Source organism: Jatrophihabitans endophyticus (assembly GCF_900129455.1).
GTDB classification, from domain to species: domain Bacteria; phylum Actinomycetota; class Actinomycetes; order Mycobacteriales; family Jatrophihabitantaceae; genus Jatrophihabitans; species Jatrophihabitans endophyticus.
The window spans coordinates 833,326-849,573 of sequence record NZ_FQVU01000002.1 but is presented as its reverse complement, the minus strand read 5'-3'; the positions used below and the strand labels follow the sequence as shown (position 1 = coordinate 849,573).

The window sequence follows — 16,248 nt, the reverse complement described above, 5'->3', positions numbered from 1 at the left end:
GTCAGGCGAGGCGCGACTTCTGGATCTTGCCCATGGCGTTGCGCGGCAGCGAGGCGACGAAGCGCACCTCGCGCGGCCGCTTGTGCACCGACAGCTGGGTCGCGACGTGGTCGATCAGCGTCTGCCCCGAGACCGCGTCCCCGATGCCGACCACGTAGGCGACGACGCGCTGCCCGAGGTCGTCGTCGGCGACCCCGACGACCGCGCACTCGGCGACGGCCGGGTGGTCGAGCAATGCCGCCTCGACCTCGCCGGCGCCGAGCCGGTAGCCGCCGGTCTTGATGAGGTCGTCGCGGGTCCGCCCCACGAGCTGCCAGCCCTCGGCCGTCTCGCGGGCGGAGTCACCGGTGTCGAACCAGCCGTCGGCGTCGAGCGCGGGCGGCCGGTTGCGGTATCCGTCGAACAGGGTCGCGCCCCGTACCTGCAGCTCGCCGATGCCGTCGTCGCCCGCGCCCACGAGCCGCGTCCCCACGCCGGGCAGCGCGACGCCCACGCGCCCGGCGTGCCGCGGGCCGTCCACCCGACCCGCGAGCGTGATGAGCGTCTCGGTCATGCCGTAGCGCTCCACCGGGCCCTGGCCGGCGCCGGCGGCGAGCGCGTCGAACACCGGGGCGGGCAGGGCCGCGCTGCCGGACACGAGCAGCCGGGCCGCCCGCAGCGCCGCCGCGGCCCCGGGATCCGCGGCGATCCGTCCCCACACCGTCGGGACGCCGAAGTACAGCGTGCCGCCCGCGCCCGCGTACGCGGCGGGGGTGGGCCGGCCGGTGTGCACCAGCGGCGACCCCGCCCGCAGCGCGCCCAGCACCCCGAGCACGAGACCGTGCACGTGGAACAGCGGCAGCCCGTGCACGAGCGTGTCGTCCGGCGTCCACGCCCAGGCGTCACGCAGGCCGTCCAGGCAGGCGGCGACCGCGCGACGCGACAGCACCGCGCCCTTCGGCGGCCCCGTCGTCCCGGACGTGTACATGATCAGCGCGGTGCCCTCGGCCGGCTCCGCCCACGAGGACGTCGAGCGGGCCGCGACGTCGACGGGCACGGCGCCGGACGCCTCGCCGCCGAGAACGAGCTCGGCGCCGGAGTCGGTCAGCAGGTGTTCCCGCTCGCGCGGGCCGGAGTCCGGCGGGACGGGCACGACGGGGACGCCGGCCAGCAGGCACCCCACGACGGCCACCACCGTCTCGAGCGACGCCGTCGCCTCGACCGCCGCCACCCCTGCCCCCGCGACCCGGTCCGCCACCGCCCCGGCGGCCTCGCGCAGGTCGTCGCCGGCGATGGTCCGACCCGCCACGCTCACGCTCGGCAGCGACGCGGGCAGGATGGTCACGCCGGAACGGTACGTCGCGCGGTCGTGGCCCGGGGACGTGGTCGTCTACGCTGCTCGGGGCCCACCGCGACCCGGCACCGACGTGAGGAGAAGACCGTTGCCCGCAATCGTGCTGGTCGGCGCCCAGTGGGGCGACGAAGGCAAGGGCAAGGCCACCGACCTGCTCGGCAGCCGCATCGACGGCGTCGTCAAGTTCAACGGCGGCAACAACGCCGGGCACACCATCGTCATCGGCAGCGGTGAGCAGCGGCAGAAGTACGCCCTGCACCTGCTGCCGTCCGGCATCCTCACGCCCGGCTGCGTCCCCATCATCGGCAACGGCGTCGTCGTCGACCTCGGGGTGCTGTTCGAGGAGATCGACGGCCTCGAGGCCCGTGGCGTCGACACGTCGGCACTCAAGCTCAGCGGGTCGGCGCACGTCATCGCGCCGTACAACCGCACGCTCGACCAGGTCACCGAGCGTTTCCTCGGCAAGTCCAGGATCGGGACGACCGGGCGCGGCATCGGCCCGACGTACGCCGACAAGATGGCCCGCATCGGCATCCGGGTGCAGGACCTCTTCGACACCGAGGTGCTGCGCGCCAAGGTCGCCGGCGCGCTCAACAACAAGAACCAGGTGCTGGTCAAGCTCTACAACCGCAAGGCGTTCGACGTCGAGACCGTCGTCGCCGAGCTCTCGTCCTACGCCGACCGGCTGCAGCCGATGGTCACCGACACCTCGTTGCTGCTGCAGCAGATGCTCGATCGCGGCGAGACCGTCGTCCTCGAGGCCGGTCAGGCCACGCTGCTGGACGTCGATCACGGCACCTACCCGTTCGTCACCTCGTCCAACGCGACGGCCGGGGGGGCCTGCACGGGCAGCGGCATCCCGCCCACGCGCATCAGCAGCGTCATCGCCGTGATCAAGGCGTACACCACGCGTGTCGGCGAAGGGCCGTTCCCCACCGAGCTGCACGACGACGCGGGCGAGTTCCTGCGCACCAACGGCGCCGAGTTCGGCACCACGACGGGCCGACCGCGCCGCTGCGGCTGGTTCGACGCCGTCGTGGGCCGGTACGCGACGCGCGTCAACGGCGTCACCGACTTCGTCCTCACCAAGCTCGACGTGCTCACCGGACTGGCCGAGATCCCGGTCTGCGTCGCGTACGACGTCGACGGCGTCCGCTACGACGAGCTGCCGATGAACCAGGCCGACTTCGACCGCGCCGTCCCGATCTACGAGACCTACCCGGGCTGGGACGAGGACATCTCGACGGCCAAGACGCTCGACGACCTGCCTCGCACCTGCCGCGAGTACGTCGAGGCGCTCGAGACGATGATCAAGGCGCCGATCTCCGCGATCGGGGTCGGTCCGGGCCGCGACGAGACGATCGCGGTGCGCGAGCTGCTGCGCTGACCGGGAACGTCTCCCGGAGACGTGCTCGCGAGCGCACCCAACGTTGACTGGTGACTTCCTCACTCGACTGGCGACTTCCTCACTCGACTGGCGACTTTGGTGCCGACTGGCGAGCTGTAGCTCGCCAGTCGGCCCGCAGGTCGCCAGTCGGCGCGTGCGCCTCGCCGGTCGACAGGCCCAGGTCGCCAGCCGACGGGGCCTAGGTCGCCAGTCGGCGCGTGCGCCTCGCCAGTCGCTAGGCTCGCGCGGTGCGAGTCCTCGTCGTCGGATCCGGAGCCCGCGAACACGCCCTGTGCCTCTCCCTGGCCGCCGACGCCGCGGTGACGTCGCTGGTCTGCGCACCCGGCAACGCCGGCACCGCGGCGGTCGCCGAGCAGCGTGGCGTCGACGCCACGAACCCCGCGGCGGTCGCCGCGCTGGCCACCGAGCTGGGGGCCGACCTCGTCGTGATCGGCCCGGAGGCCCCCCTCGTCGCCGGGGTCGCGGACGCGGTGCGCGCGGCCGGCATCGACTGCTTCGGGCCGTCCGCCGCCGCCGCCGAGCTCGAGGGCAGCAAAGCGTTCGCCAAGGAGATCATGAAGGCGGCGGGCGTGCCGACCGCGGCGAGTCGCGCCGTCACGACGGCGGCCGAGGCCGAGGCCGCGCTGGACGCGTTCGGGCCGCCCCACGTCGTCAAGGACGACGGCCTCGCGGCCGGCAAGGGCGTCGTCGTCACCACCGACCGGACCGCCGCCCTCGCACACGCCGCGGCCTGCGAGCAGGTCCTCGTCGAGGAGTACCTCGACGGGCCGGAGGTCTCGCTGTTCTGCGTCACCGACGGGACGACCGTCGTCCCGCTACTGCCCGCGCAGGACTTCAAGCGCGTCGGCGACGGCGACACCGGGCCCAACACCGGCGGCATGGGCGCGTACGCCCCGCTGCCGTGGCTGCCGGCCGGCTTCGCCGACGAGATCGTGCGCACCGTCGCACAGCCGACGATCGCCGAGCTGGCCCGCCGCGGGACGCCGTTCGCCGGCCTGCTGTACGTGGGGCTGGCGCTGACCGCCCAGGGCCCGCGCGTGGTGGAGTTCAACGCCCGCTTCGGCGATCCCGAGACGCAGGTGGTGCTCGCCCTCCTGGAGACCCCGCTCGGCGGCCTGCTGCGGGCAGCCGCCACCGGCACCCTGGCCGACCACCCACCGCTGCGGTGGCGGCCGGGCGCGGCGGTCACGGTCGTCCTCGCCGCCGGCGGCTACCCCGCGGCGCCGCGAACGGGCGACGTCGTCACCGGCGCCGACCAGCCCGGCGTGATCCACGCCGGCACGCGGGTGCGCGACGACGGCGCGGTCGTCGCCACCGGTGGCCGGGTGCTGTCGGTCACCGCCGCGGGGGACACGCTCGGCGACGCCCGGGACGCCGCCTACGCCCTCGTCGCCCGCGTCGACCTGCCGCACGGGCACCACCGCGGCGACATCGCCGCGCGCGCGGTCGCCGGTGAGGTGGCCGCGCCCTAGGCTGGAGCGGTGGCCCACGACCCGTACGACGACCGCGACGCGGGCATCGTCTGGCTCGACGCCGAGGGCGACGAAGCCCCGGTCCAGGACCCCGGCCCCGTCACACCACGAACGCTGTCGCGGCGCACGAGGCTCGCGCTCGTCCTCGGGGGCGTCGGCGTCCTGGCGGCCGTGACGGTCGGCGTCCTCACCCGCTCGCACGACCGCACCGACGCGACCCGTGCCGATGCCACCCGAAGCACGGAGGCCACGCTGCCGCAACTGTCGATCGCGCCCATCCCGAGCAGTGAGCGGACGTTCGCCCTCGACGAGGACAGCCACCGTCCGCAACACGCCATCGTCGCGGCATTCCCCGGCGCCACGATCACCGGCTTCGGGGTCAACTTCGCCGACGACGGCTCGATCTCGCAGCGCTTCTACAACGCCCGGCTCGGCCACCGCACCATCACCGTCGTGGTCGGTCCGCGGCGCACGGTGCGCGATTCGGTGAGCCGCACCGCCCACTCGGTGTCGATCGAGCAGGATCTCGCCGGGCGCTACGTGAAGATCACCGTCCGCGCCCGGCCGGGCGCGACGAGCGCGAGCGACTTCGCCGCCATCCAGCGGCTCGTCCTGGACACCCGGCTGCTCGCCACCCGGTGAGCGGGACAATGGGACGGTGAAACCCGCGATCCCCGACGTCCTCGCCGGCCGCTACGCCTCCACCGCCATGGCCACGCTCTGGTCCCCGGCGCACAAGGTCGTCCTGGAACGGCAGCTGTGGCTCGCCGTGCTCCGTGCGCAGGCCGAGCTTGGGGTCGACGTCCCGGCCGGCGCCATCGAGGCGTACCAGGCCGTGACCGATCGCGGCGTGGACGCCGTCGACCTCGACTCGATCGCCGCGCGCGAACGCGTCACCCGGCACGACGTCAAGGCGCGCATCGAGGAGTTCGCGGCGCTCGCCGGCCACGAGCAGGCCCACAAGGGCATGACCAGCCGCGATCTCACCGAGAACGTCGAGCAGCTGCAGGTGCGTTCGTCCCTGCAGCTGGTGCGGACGAAGGCGCTCGCGGTGCTCTCCCGCCTCGCGCGGCGGGCGGCCGAGTACGACGCGCTCGTGATGGCGGGACGCTCGCACAACGTCGCCGCGCAGGCGACGACGTTGGGCAAGCGCTTCGCCACCGCCGCCGACGAACTGCTGGTCGCGGTGCGCCGGGTCGACGACCTGATCGCGCGCTACCCGCTGCGCGGCATCAAGGGCCCGGTGGGGACGGCGCAGGACATGCTCGACCTGCTCGGCGGCGACACGGCGGCTCTCGAGGAGCTCGAGCGCCGGGTGGCGAACCACCTCGGCTTCGAGCACACCCTCACCAGCGTCGGCCAGGTCTACCCCCGGTCCCTCGACTGGGACGTGCTGTCCGCCCTCGTCCAGCTCGCCGCCGCACCGTCCTCGTTCGCGAAGACCATCCGGCTCATGGCCGGCAACGAGCTCGTCACCGAGGGGTTCAAGCCGGGACAGGTCGGCTCGTCCGCGATGCCGCACAAGATGAACACCCGCTCGGCCGAGCGAATCAACGGGTTCGCCGTGATTTTGCGCGGTTTCGCGTCAATGACTGGTGAGCTCGCGGGTGACCAGTGGAACGAGGGGGACGTCTCGTGCTCCGTCGTGCGCCGGGTGGCGCTGCCGGACTCGTTCTTCGCGCTGGACGGCCTGTTGGAGACGACGCTCACGGTCCTCGACGAGTTCGGCGCCTACCCCGCGGTCATCGAGCGCGAGCTCGATCGCTACCTGCCGTTCCTGGCCACCACCAAGGTGCTCATGGCGGCCGTCCGAGCCGGGGTCGGGCGCGAGACGGCCCACGAGGCGATCAAGGAGAACGCGGTGGCGGTCGCGCTGGAGATGCGCGAGAAGGGCACCGAGCGCAACGATCTCGTCGAGCGCTTCGCCGCCGACTCCCGGCTGGCGCTCCCGGCCGACACGCTGCGCGGCGCGCTGGCCGACCCGCTCTCGTTCACCGGTGCGGCGCGTTCGCAGGTAGCCGGGGTGGTCGCGGCGGTGGACGAACTGCTCGCCGGTGAGCCGGACGCTGCCGCGTACCGGCCCGAACCCATCCTCTAGCGGGGCGGCCGGCCCGCGATCCGATCCGGTCGGGCGTGATTCCAGTAGCCCTTCACGAAGACGTCGTCGTGCACGACGCCGCGGCCCTCCACGAGGGGGCGCAGCGCGATCATCGCCCGGCTCTCGCCCAGCAGGTACGCGCGACTGCCCGGCGGCACCTCGACGTCGGCCAAAGCGTCGCGCAGCAGGTCGGGCGTGCCCGGCTCGGCGCCGGCGCGATGCACCCACCGCAGGCGGGCCGCCGACACCGGCTGCTCGTCCCGGGCGTCGTCGACCTCGATCAGGGCGGTGGCGGTCTCGCCCTCGGGCAGCGCGGCGCAGACGGTCGCGATGGCCGGCAGCGCCGACTCGTCGCCGAGCAGCAGGTGGTGCGGGGCCGGGCGGAGCTCGAGCTTGCCCCGCGGCCCCTGGAAGGCGACGTCGTCACCGGGGCGGGCCGACCGTCCCCAGTGCGAGCCGGGACTCGCACCGTGCAGCAGCACGTCGAGATCGAGCTCGCCGTCGTCCGGCCGGCCGGCGCGGATCGTGTAGCGGCGCTTCACGCGGCGCCCGGAGTCCTCGCGCAGGTGCAGCTCGACGTCCTGCGCCGGGGTGATGACGACACCGCGCATCGACTCGGCCCGCACGGTGACCCGTCGCATCCGCGGGGTGACCTCGACGTTGGCGAGGACGGTGCCGGCGTGCGTGGGCGACCGGCGGACGAGTGGGCTGTTCACGATGCGCCGACCCTAGCCGTTACGGTCAGCCGATGACCGAGGAGCGCCCCCCGATCGACATCCCGCAGCTCGTCGAGACCCGTGCGACGACGCCCGACTACAGCGGCATCACCTTCACCGACGAGCAGCTCGAGGCCGGCGCCCACCGCCGCTTCGTGGGTGGCCGCTTCGACTCGCACGGCGAGGCGCAGCTGGAGTTCCTGCGCGGCCGCGGGCTGCAACCGCACCATCGCTTCCTCGACGTCGGCTGCGGCAGTCTGCGCGCGGGACGTCACCTCGTCGACTACCTCGACCCCGCCCACTACTGGGGCATCGACGCCAACGCCGACCTCGTCCGGGCCGGCTACGTGCGCGAGCTGGACGACGCGCAGCGCGCGAAGCTGCCGCTGGCCAACCTGCGCGTCAACGACCGCTTCAACGCCGACTTCGGCGTCGGCTTCGACGTGGCGATCGCGCAGTCGATCTTCAGCCACGTGTCGCTGAACCACGTCCGGCTCTGCCTCTACCGCGTCGCGCAGGTGATGAATCCCGGCGGCCGGTGCTACGTGACGTTCTACGAGCAGCCGGCCGGCACCCGGCCCGATCGCATCGTCGCCCAGCAGGGTCGCAAGCCGCAGCTCACCGAACGCAACGTGTTCTGGTACTACCGCAGCGACCTGCGGTGGGCGGCGGCATTCGCGCCCTGGCGGTTCCGCTATCTCGGCGACTGGGGGCACCCCGGCGGCCAGATGATGATCGAGCTGACCCGGGTCGGCCGGGCCCGGGCCGCGGGCACCGGCGCCGCGGCCACGCTGCTGGCCCGCGCCCGCCGCCGCGCCGCCCGGGCCATCGCTCCCTGACCGTCCGGTTCGCCGAGCGGTCGTCGCGGACGCCCCGTGGTCACGGTTCGCGCGACCACTCGCCGCGGGATCGACCACGCGCCGGGTGGGAGCGCATCATGGGCCCGTGGCCATCAGCGTGTTCGACCTGTTCACGGTCGGTATCGGGCCGTCGTCGTCCCACACCGTGGGGCCGATGCGGGCCGCGCTGACGTTCGCACGCGGCCTGTCCGACGACGGCCTGCTGCCCCTGGTCGAGCGCGTGCACGTGGAGCTGTTCGGCTCGCTCGGCGCGACCGGGCACGGGCACGGCAGCGAGAACGCGGTCGTGCTGGGCCTGCTCGGCGAGGCGCCCGAGACCGTCGACACCGCCGCGGGCCCGGCCCGCGTCGCGGCCGTCCGCGAGTCCGGACGGCTGCCGCTGCTCGACAAGCACCCGGTCGCCTTCGGCCCGGACGATCTGGTGATGCACCGGCGCACCTCGCTGCCCTTCCATCCCAACGGCATGCGCTTCACCGCCTGGGGGCCTGCCGGCGAGGTGCAGCGCGAACGCGTCTACTACTCCGTCGGGGGCGGCTTCGTCGTCGACGAGGACGCGGCCGGCGCCGACCGGATCGTGGCCGACGAGACCCCGCTGGCGTTCCCCTTCCGGAGCGGTGTCGAGCTGCTCGACCGCTGCCGCGAGACCGGGTTGTCGATCAGCAGCGTCATGCTCGCGAACGAGACCGCCTGGCGCAGCACCGACGAGGTCCGCGCCGGCCTGCTGCACATCTGGCAGGTGATGGCCGAGTGCGTCCGCCACGGCTGGACGAACGAGGGCACGCTGCCGGGCGGGCTGAAGGTACGCCGGCGGGCGCCCGAGCTGTACCGGCGGCTGTGCGCCGACCCGTTCGCCACCGACCCGCTGCGGGTCATGGACTGGGTCGACCTCTTCGCGCTCGCGGTGAACGAGGAGAACGCCGCCGGCGGCCGGATCGTCACCGCCCCGACCAACGGCGCGGCCGGTGTGCTGCCCGCGGTCCTGCACTACTACGTGCGGTTCTGCCCGTCGGCGTCGGACGACGGCATCGTGCGCTTCCTGCTGTGCGCCGGCGCGATCGGCGTGCTGTACAAGGAGAACGCGTCGATCTCGGGCGCCGAGGTCGGCTGCCAGGGCGAGGTCGGCTCGGCCTGCTCGATGGCCGCCGGCGCGCTGTGCGAGGCCCTGGGCGGCACGCCCGAGCAGGTCGAGAACGCGGCCGAGATCGGCATGGAGCACAACCTCGGGTTGACCTGCGACCCCGTCGGCGGCCTCGTCCAGGTGCCCTGCATCGAGCGCAACGCCATGGCGGCGGTGAAGGCCATCAACGCGGCGCGGATCGCGTTGAGCGGCGACGGCACCCACGTCGTCAGCCTGGACAAGGTCATCAGGACGATGCGCGACACCGGCCGCGACATGTCGGTCAAGTACAAGGAGACGGCGCGAGGCGGGCTCGCCGTCAACGTCATCGAGTGCTGAGCACCGGCGCGACCCGACCGCGGCCGTGACGGGGATCAGCCGGCCACGCCCACCGGCGCGTCGGCGGGCACGTCGGCGCGCTTGACGTTGATGAGGAACACCGCGGCGAGGACGGCGGCGACGCCGAAACCCGCGCCCATCAGGAAGCCCTGACCCGACGCGTGCGCGAGCAGCCCCCGGCTGAACTCGCGATACGGGCCGCCGAAGAACGCCGCGGCACGCCCCTGTTGCGCCTGCGGGAGCGAGGCGACGAAGTCGCGGATGTCCTGCTGCTGCAGGCCGTTGTTGCCGGCCCGCGAGACCCGCCCGGCGATGGCGCCGGCGAGCTGGCGGTCGCCGCCGGTCGAGCGCTCGAGCGCCGCGCGCAGGCCGTCGGCGTGCGAGTTGGCGTAGTTGCGTCCGGCCGTGCCGAACACCGTCGTCATCACCGAGAGGCCGAGGGCACCACCGACCTGCTGGCCGACGTTGAGCAGCGCCGACGCCAGGCCGGCGTCGGTGTGCGCGACCTTGGAGACCGCGGCCGACGTCAGCGGTACGAACAGGAATCCCATCGCCACCGCGAGCACGATCATGCCCGGCAGCAGCGTGCCCGCGTAGCTCGAGTCGGAGTCCACCTGCGCGAACCACACCAGCGAGGCGGTGAGCAGCAGCGTGCCGGTGACGATGAGCGGCTTCGGGCCGGTACGCCCCAGCGCCTTCGCCACCACCTGCGACACCACGCCGATCATCGCCGCGACCGGCAGGAACGAGAAGCCGGTCTTGAGCGCGCTGTACTCGCGCACGCCCTGCACGAAGAAGGTGACGAAGTAGAACATGCCGAACATCGCGGCGCCGACCACGAACATCACGAGGTAGGCCCCGCTGCGGCTGCGGTTCTCGAAGATGCGCATGGGCATCATCGGGTCGGCGACGATCCTGGCCTCGAAGTAGACGAAGAAGACGAGCAGGACCACGGCCGCCACGAACGTCACGACGGTCTCGGCGTTGCTCCACCCGCTGTGCGCGACGTGGATGAAGCCGTAGACCATCGCGACCATCCCCGCGACGGACAGCAGCGCGCCCACGACGTCGAAGCGCCCCCGCAGCCGCTCGGAGTGGTGCAGCACCCCGGCCGCGCCGATCATGAGCGCGATGCCGATGGGGACGTTGACGAACAGCACCCAGCGCCAGCTGAGGTAGTTCGTCAGCACACCGCCGAGCAGCAGGCCGAGCGCGGCACCGGCACCCGACACCGCCGCGTAGACGCCGATGGCGCGGGTGCGCGCCTCGCCCTCCTCGAACTCGGTCGTGATGAGCGAGAGCGCGGTGGGCGACGCGATCGCCCCGCCGACGCCCTGGATCGCGCGGCCGACCAGCAGCATCGCGAAGTTCGGTGCGACCCCGGCGAGGAAGCTGCCGAGCGTGAACAGGCCCAACCCGACGACGAACATGCGGCGCCGACCCAGGACGTCGCCCATGCGCCCGCCGAGCAGCAGCAGCCCACCGAAGGCGAGCGTGTAGGCGTTCAGGGCCCAGGTCATGTCGGTCTGGCTCTTGTCGAAGTACGAGCCCATCGACGGCAGCGCGATGTTCACGATGGTCCCGTCGAGCACCACCATCATCTGCGCGCCGGCGATGACGAGCAGCGTCAGGGCCGGGTGCGCCGCGCCCCGGCGCGCGCGGGCCTGCGCGGCGCCGGGCGCCTCGGTGTCGGTCACGGTGAGCTCCTTCGGCGGCGACGTGGACGTCCCCCGCCGCGTACCGTAAGGTCGCCGCGTTAGTGAACGCAACCGTCTATTACGCGAAGTCATCGGGAGACCGTGCCGACGCCTGCAGCGCCGCAGCGCCGACGGGGCGCCGCCCTCGAGCGTGCCATCCTCGACGCCGCCTACGCCGAGCTCGTCGACGTCGGCTACGCGGCGTTCGCGGTCGAGGGCGTCGCCGCCCGCGCACGCACCGGCAAGGCGAGTATCTACCGGCGCTGGCCGAGCCGGCAGGAGCTCGTCACGGATGCGCTCGTCACCCACCTGCCCGGCCCGGACGACCGCAGCCTCGCCATCGGCGAGATGTTCGGTGGCGACGTCACCACCGCCGACGCGTTGCGCACGGTGGGCGGTCTCATCGTGCAGGTCCTCGCGAGCCCGGCCGGCCGGGTGCTGCGCGCGGTCAAGCTCGAGGCCGTCACCGACCCCGCACTCGCCGCGCTCGTCGACGACCGCTTCCAGGCCCCCCGGCGCGCCGCCATGCTCGCGCTGCTCGAACGCGGGGTGCGCCGCGGCGAGGTCCGGCCCGAGGCCGCGACCCCGCTCGTCGCCGACGTGCTGCCGGCCGTCATCGCCCATCACATGTTCCTGCAGGACAGGACGGTCTCGGACGCCGATGTCGCCGCCATCATCGAGCAGATCATGATTCCGCTGGTGTCCGCCGGATAGCCGTCTTGGCGGGTTATGGTGCGTTCGCCCACAAGGTCACCGGCGCTCCCAGCGACCGCCCCCCTCACGCGAAACGGACCGAATCCCGTGATCGATCGCACCATCTCCCGCCGTTCCCTGCTCGCCGGCGCCGTCGTCGGTGGCGCCGGCGCGGCGTTCCTCGGCGCCACCGGCGGTACCGCCGCCGCCGCGCCGACCCCGTCCCGCACCGCCCGGGTCACCGTCCTGGGCAGCACGGACCTTCACGGCCACATCTACAACTGGGACTACTACAAGGACGCCGAGTACGACGACACCGCGCACAACGACGTCGGCGTCGCCAAGGTCGCCACGCTCATCAAGGCCGTGCGCGAGGAACGCGCCCACACGCTCACGCTCGACGCGGGCGACACCATCCAGGGCACGCCGCTCACCTACTACTACGCCGCGATCGACCCCATCACCGGGCCGAAGGCGCCGACGCATCCGATGGCCGCCGCGATGAACGAGATCGGTTACGACGCGGCGTGCCTGGGCAACCACGAGTTCAACTACGGCGTCCCGCTGCTGCGCAAGTTCCAGTCGCAGCTGCACCACCCGCTGCTCGGCGCGAACGCGCTCGACTGGAAGACCCGCGCCGCGGCGTTCCCCGAGTACGTGATCAAGAAGGTCAAGATCGCGACGCTGACCGACAGCACGAAGCGCCCCGGCGACTACGTCAACGTCGGCATCGTCGGCTTCGTGACGCCGGGCTGCGCCATCTGGGACAAGGCGAACCTCGACGGCAAGATCACCTTCAACGGCATCGTCGAGCAGGCGAAGCGGGTCATCCCGCGCGTCAAGGCGGCCGGCGCCGACATCGTCGTCGTGGCCTGCCACTCCGGCGCCGACACCTCGTCGTCCTACGGCGACGCGCTGCCCTGGCCTGAGAACGCCTCCACCCTGCTCGCGCAGCAGGTGCCGGGGATAGACGCGATCCTCGTCGGGCACGCGCACGTCGAGATCCCGCAGCGCTACGTCGTCAACAGCAAGACCGGCAAGAACGTGCTGCTGTGCGAGCCCTACTACTGGGGCATGCGACTCGCCGTCATGGACCTCGACATCTCCTACGCCGAGGCCACGGGTTGGCAGGTCACCTCGGCGACCTCGACCCTGCTCAACTCGAACACCGTCGACGCCGACCCTGCCGTCCTCGCGGTGAGCAAGGCCGCCCACGACAAGACGCGGACGTACGTGAACAGCGTCATCGGGACGTCCACCGCCGCGCTGAGCGCCGCGACCTCGCGCTACGAGGACACGCCGGCCATCGACTTCATCAACTACGTGCAGGCCGAGGCGGTCAAGAAGGCGACCGGGACGACGCTGCCGGTGCTCTCCATCGCCGCGCCCTTCAACAAGCTCGCCGCGATCCCGAAGGGCAACGTCACGGTCCGCGACATCGCCGGGCTCTACATCTACGACAACACGCTCGAGGCCATCCAGTTCACCGGCGCGCAGGTGCGTGCCTACCTGGAGTTCTCGGCGCGGTACTTCAAGCAGGTCAGCGGGACGGGCCCGTTCACCGCCGACCAGCTCACCAACGCCGTCACCCCGACCGCGCCCGGCGGCACCCCCGACTACAACTACGACATCATGGGCGGCTTCGACGCCCCGCTGACCTACGACATCGACGTCGCCCAGCCCGCAGGCTCGCGGATCCTGAACCTCGCCTACGGCGGCACTCCCGTCGCCGACGGCGACCAGTTCGTCATCGCGATCAACAACTACCGCGCGTCCGGCGGCGGCAACTTCCCGGGCGTCACGACGGCGCCGGTGCTCTACAACGCGCAGGTCGCGATCACCCAGCTGCTCATCCAGTGGGTGACCGACCACAAGACCGTCGACCCGAGCCTGTTCTCCACGATCGACTGGCGACTCGTCTCGGGCGGCACGCCCATCACCGTCACCGGCTGAGCACTCGCCCGACCGCCGCCGGCTGCCTCGCCACCGCATCCGGTCCGGCCCACCCACCCCCACTCTCGGTGATCGACATCCACTTGCCGTCGCTCCAACAGCGGTAACCGAATGTCGATCACCAGGTCGGGTGCGGGGTGGGTCGGCGGACGGGGAGGGGACGGGCCGTCTCGCGGTCGGCCGGCCCGTCCTTGTAGGCTCATGCGCTGGTGGCTTCGAGACCCTTCGAGCCGCTTGGAGGCTTCGCCTAGTCTGGTCTATGGCGCCGCACTGCTAATGCGGTTTGGGCTAACCGCCCATCCCGGGTTCGAATCCCGGAGCCTCCGCCGGATAGACTTCGGTCTGTTCGCACGATGCGCCCGTAGCTCAACGGATAGAGCACTTGACTACGGATCAAGAGGTTGCAGGTTCGAGTCCTGCCGGGCGCACAGAGCACAGCCCCCGCCGCCGCGGGGGCTGTGTGCGTCTCCGGGTCGCGGCGCTCAGCCCCGCTGGGCGCGGTGGTGCTCGGCGATGTGCTTGCGCAGCGCGGCGTCGCTGTGCCGCACACTCATCGCCACCACCGGCTCGACCGCCCGGCCGAGCGCCTTGCCCGCGATGCCGCCGGGCAGGTCGTAGCTGAACTCGACCGAGATCTTCGTCCGGTCGGGGCCGTCGGGCTCGAAGCGCCAGACCGACGAGTTGCTGAACCCCTTGATCGACGTCAGGGCGATGAGCCGGTCCTGCTCCCACTGGGTGATCTCGACGCGCGACGCCAGCTTCACCGGCTTGACGTGGAACGTCGCGTCGAAGACGGCGCCGAGGCCGCGAGGGGTCGCGGGGTCGCGCACCTCGAACCTCTCCACCCCGAACATCCAGGTGGGGACGTGCGCGGGGTCGTCGATGTAGGCGAAGGCGACCGCGACCGGCGCCTCGGCGATGCCGTCGTGGTGGAGATGGACCATGTGTCCGGACCCTAGCCGCGCGCCCGGCACGCGGCGCGCCGAAAGCGGCCCGCAGCGAGCGAGGTCACGAGCGACCCCGCGGATCGGCCGTCGGGATCGGTGCTGCGCATCGCCTGTGGATGTGCCACGATCTCGCTGTGCTCTACGCCGACGGCCTGCTCGGGCTGATCCTCTTCGGTCTGTGGTTGTTCTGCGTCATCGACGTCATCACCACCGATGAGTCGAGCATGCGCAACCTGCCCAAGCTCCCGTGGGTGCTCATCGTCGTGCTGCTGTTCGACATCGGCGCGCTCGCCTGGTTGATCGCGGGACGCCCGTGGCCGGCCAGCGGCCCGCGGTCGGCCCCCACGCGCACGTCGCGCGCCTACCCCGAGTACGACCGGCCCGGCCGCCACGTCCCGCAGAACCCGGACGACGACGACGCGTTCCTCGCCCAGGTGCGCGCTCGCGCCGAGGAGCAGCGACGGCAGTACCAGGAGCGTCGCAAGCGCGAGCTCGACGACGAGCGCGGCCGCCTCACCCGCCGACCCGAGGACGACCAGCTCTGATCAGCGCGGCGGCGCGAGGAGCGCGGCGCTGCCCAGCACGCGGGTGACCGCGATCTCGAGCACCACCCGTCGCGGGTTCTCACGTGGCACGCGGTAGCGCTGCGCGTACCGCCGCTCGGCGTCGCGCACCCGTTCCGCCTCGTCGCGCAGCGTCGCCGTGCCCTCCCACGTGAGCCATCGACGGCCCTCGACCTGGCACAGCGCGGCAAGGCCTCGCTGCGCGACGTTGCGGGCCTTCTGGCTGGTGCCGCTGCAGATCACGCGCGCCACCGCGGTGTCGGCGTCCCACGTGAACCCGACGGGGGTGACGTGCGGCGTCCCGTCGCGACGCAGCGTCGTCAACGTGGCGAGGTGCCGCGCGGCGACGAAGGCCAGGCCCTCGTCGCTCAACGCGACCGCTGCCGCGCTCAGGTCAGCTGCCGGTCGTCGTGCGGCAGCACCGGCGGCGTCTCGTCGACGTCCGAGCCGCCGCCACCGCCGCGGCACCACGGGCACCACGGCTGCAGCCGGCGGTGCGTGGCGCTGGCCAGCAGCAGGTAAATCAACGACAGCTGGACGACGGCCCACAGCGCGCGGCCGTAGGGCGTGGTCGCGAAGTTCGAGCCGACGAGGACGGCGAGGTACGGCAGCAGGATGCGCGGCTCCGAGCCACTGTGGGCGACCCAGAACCGCCGGTGCACACGAGCGGCCCGCTCGGCCGCGTCGAGCGGCATGGACAGCATGCAGTGCTCGCACAGCGAGCGGTCGTGCTGGCGCATCAGCAGGAACATCGCGATGACGAAGGCGAACAGGGCGACCGGCACGGTGACCGCGAGCAGGCCGGGCGGCGGGAAGAGCCCTACCGCGACCACGGCCACGACGGCGACGCTCAGCAGCGTGGACGCATGGTGTCCGATCCGTCCGCCGGCCTGTCCGCCCCACGGCACGCTGTGATCGGTCATCGACGAAACCCCCTCGCATCGCGCCGATGCCCCACACACCGCCGCCGCGGCACGACGTCCGCGTCCCCCGCCGACGTGCGCTCGCTCCCGTCGAGTTAACCACTTCGGCCCGCCCGCCGGGCAATCCGG

15 protein-coding genes and 2 tRNA genes are annotated in these 16,248 nt (G+C 72.5%); 11 read left to right on the top strand and 6 right to left on the bottom strand.

The window, feature by feature from the left end:
- Position 1: 1 nt before the first annotated feature.
- Positions 2-1,324: an AMP-binding protein gene (locus BUE29_RS09210; RefSeq protein WP_073388895.1), complete on the bottom strand. Its 1,323-nt coding sequence runs from the start codon at positions 1,322-1,324 to the stop codon at positions 2-4.
- A 97-nt stretch (positions 1,325-1,421) separates the two neighbouring features.
- Between BUE29_RS09210 and BUE29_RS09205 the strand changes: the two genes are divergently transcribed.
- The 4 genes from BUE29_RS09205 (at position 1,422) to purB (ending at position 6,311) form a co-directional block, all read left to right on the top strand.
- Positions 1,422-2,720 (top strand): adenylosuccinate synthase, encoded by a 1,299-nt coding sequence (locus BUE29_RS09205; RefSeq protein WP_073388892.1) that lies wholly within the window; start codon positions 1,422-1,424, stop codon positions 2,718-2,720.
- Positions 2,721-2,968: 248 nt separating this feature from the next.
- Positions 2,969-4,213: a phosphoribosylamine--glycine ligase gene (gene purD, locus BUE29_RS09200; RefSeq protein WP_073388889.1), complete on the top strand. Its 1,245-nt coding sequence runs from the start codon at positions 2,969-2,971 to the stop codon at positions 4,211-4,213.
- Positions 4,214-4,222: 9 nt separating this feature from the next.
- Positions 4,223-4,855, top strand: coding sequence for a hypothetical protein (locus BUE29_RS09195; RefSeq protein ID WP_073388886.1), 633 nt, complete (start codon positions 4,223-4,225; stop codon positions 4,853-4,855).
- Positions 4,856-4,871: 16 nt separating this feature from the next.
- Complete coding sequence (gene purB, locus BUE29_RS09190) at positions 4,872-6,311, top strand: adenylosuccinate lyase (RefSeq protein ID WP_073388884.1); 1,440 nt, start codon at positions 4,872-4,874, stop codon at positions 6,309-6,311.
- Here the strand turns inward: purB and BUE29_RS09185 are convergent.
- Positions 6,308-7,027: a siderophore-interacting protein gene (locus BUE29_RS09185; protein ID WP_073388881.1), complete on the bottom strand. Its 720-nt coding sequence runs from the start codon at positions 7,025-7,027 to the stop codon at positions 6,308-6,310. The genes purB and BUE29_RS09185 overlap by 4 nt on opposite strands.
- Positions 7,028-7,059: 32 nt before the next feature.
- Between BUE29_RS09185 and BUE29_RS09180 the strand changes: the two genes are divergently transcribed.
- Entirely contained in the window at positions 7,060-7,866 is an 807-nt protein-coding gene (locus BUE29_RS09180) for a class I SAM-dependent methyltransferase (protein ID WP_073388878.1), read from the top strand.
- Between the two features lie 106 nt (positions 7,867-7,972).
- A complete protein-coding gene (locus tag BUE29_RS09175) occupies positions 7,973-9,343 on the top strand; it encodes an L-serine ammonia-lyase (protein WP_073388875.1) in 1,371 nt (456 codons plus the stop codon).
- Positions 9,344-9,378: 35 nt separating this feature from the next.
- Here the strand turns inward: BUE29_RS09175 and BUE29_RS09170 are convergent, their stop codons facing one another.
- Entirely contained in the window at positions 9,379-11,040 is a 1,662-nt protein-coding gene (locus tag BUE29_RS09170) for an MFS transporter (RefSeq protein ID WP_073388872.1), read from the bottom strand.
- Between the two features lie 102 nt (positions 11,041-11,142).
- Here BUE29_RS09170 and BUE29_RS09165 point away from each other — a divergent pair, with 102 nt between their 5' ends.
- The 4 genes from BUE29_RS09165 (at position 11,143) to BUE29_RS09150 (ending at position 14,114) form a co-directional block, all read left to right on the top strand.
- On the top strand, positions 11,143-11,754 hold the full coding sequence (locus tag BUE29_RS09165; RefSeq protein WP_084180872.1) for a TetR/AcrR family transcriptional regulator: 612 nt from the start codon (positions 11,143-11,145) through the stop codon (positions 11,752-11,754).
- Between the two features lie 90 nt (positions 11,755-11,844).
- A complete protein-coding gene (locus BUE29_RS09160; RefSeq protein WP_073389616.1) occupies positions 11,845-13,686 on the top strand; it encodes a bifunctional metallophosphatase/5'-nucleotidase in 1,842 nt (613 codons plus the stop codon).
- A gap of 236 nt (positions 13,687-13,922) precedes the next feature.
- Positions 13,923-14,012 (top strand) — tRNA-Ser (locus BUE29_RS09155).
- Between the two features lie 29 nt (positions 14,013-14,041).
- Positions 14,042-14,114 (top strand) — tRNA-Arg (locus tag BUE29_RS09150).
- A 54-nt stretch (positions 14,115-14,168) separates the two neighbouring features.
- Here BUE29_RS09150 and BUE29_RS09145 read toward each other — a convergent pair.
- A complete protein-coding gene (locus BUE29_RS09145; protein ID WP_073388867.1) occupies positions 14,169-14,630 on the bottom strand; it encodes an SRPBCC family protein in 462 nt (153 codons plus the stop codon).
- Positions 14,631-14,767: 137 nt separating this feature from the next.
- On the opposite strand from BUE29_RS09145, the gene BUE29_RS09140 reads away from it, so the two are divergent.
- Positions 14,768-15,178 carry a PLD nuclease N-terminal domain-containing protein gene (locus tag BUE29_RS09140; RefSeq protein WP_084180931.1) on the top strand — a complete coding sequence of 137 codons (411 nt, stop codon included), beginning with the start codon at positions 14,768-14,770 and terminating at the stop codon, positions 15,176-15,178.
- On the opposite strand, the gene BUE29_RS23090 is transcribed toward BUE29_RS09140, so the two are convergent.
- Both BUE29_RS23090 and BUE29_RS23085 read right to left on the bottom strand, forming a co-directional pair.
- The gene (locus BUE29_RS23090; RefSeq protein WP_073389614.1) at positions 15,179-15,589 is read right to left on the bottom strand and encodes a PPOX class F420-dependent oxidoreductase; all 411 of its coding nucleotides are present in this window, start codon (positions 15,587-15,589) and stop codon (positions 15,179-15,181) included.
- Positions 15,586-16,119 carry a hypothetical protein gene (locus BUE29_RS23085; RefSeq protein WP_073388861.1) on the bottom strand — a complete coding sequence of 178 codons (534 nt, stop codon included), beginning with the start codon at positions 16,117-16,119 and terminating at the stop codon, positions 15,586-15,588. Before BUE29_RS23085 ends, BUE29_RS23090 begins: the two co-directional genes overlap by 4 nt.
- Between the last annotated feature and the right edge of the window lie 129 nt (positions 16,120-16,248).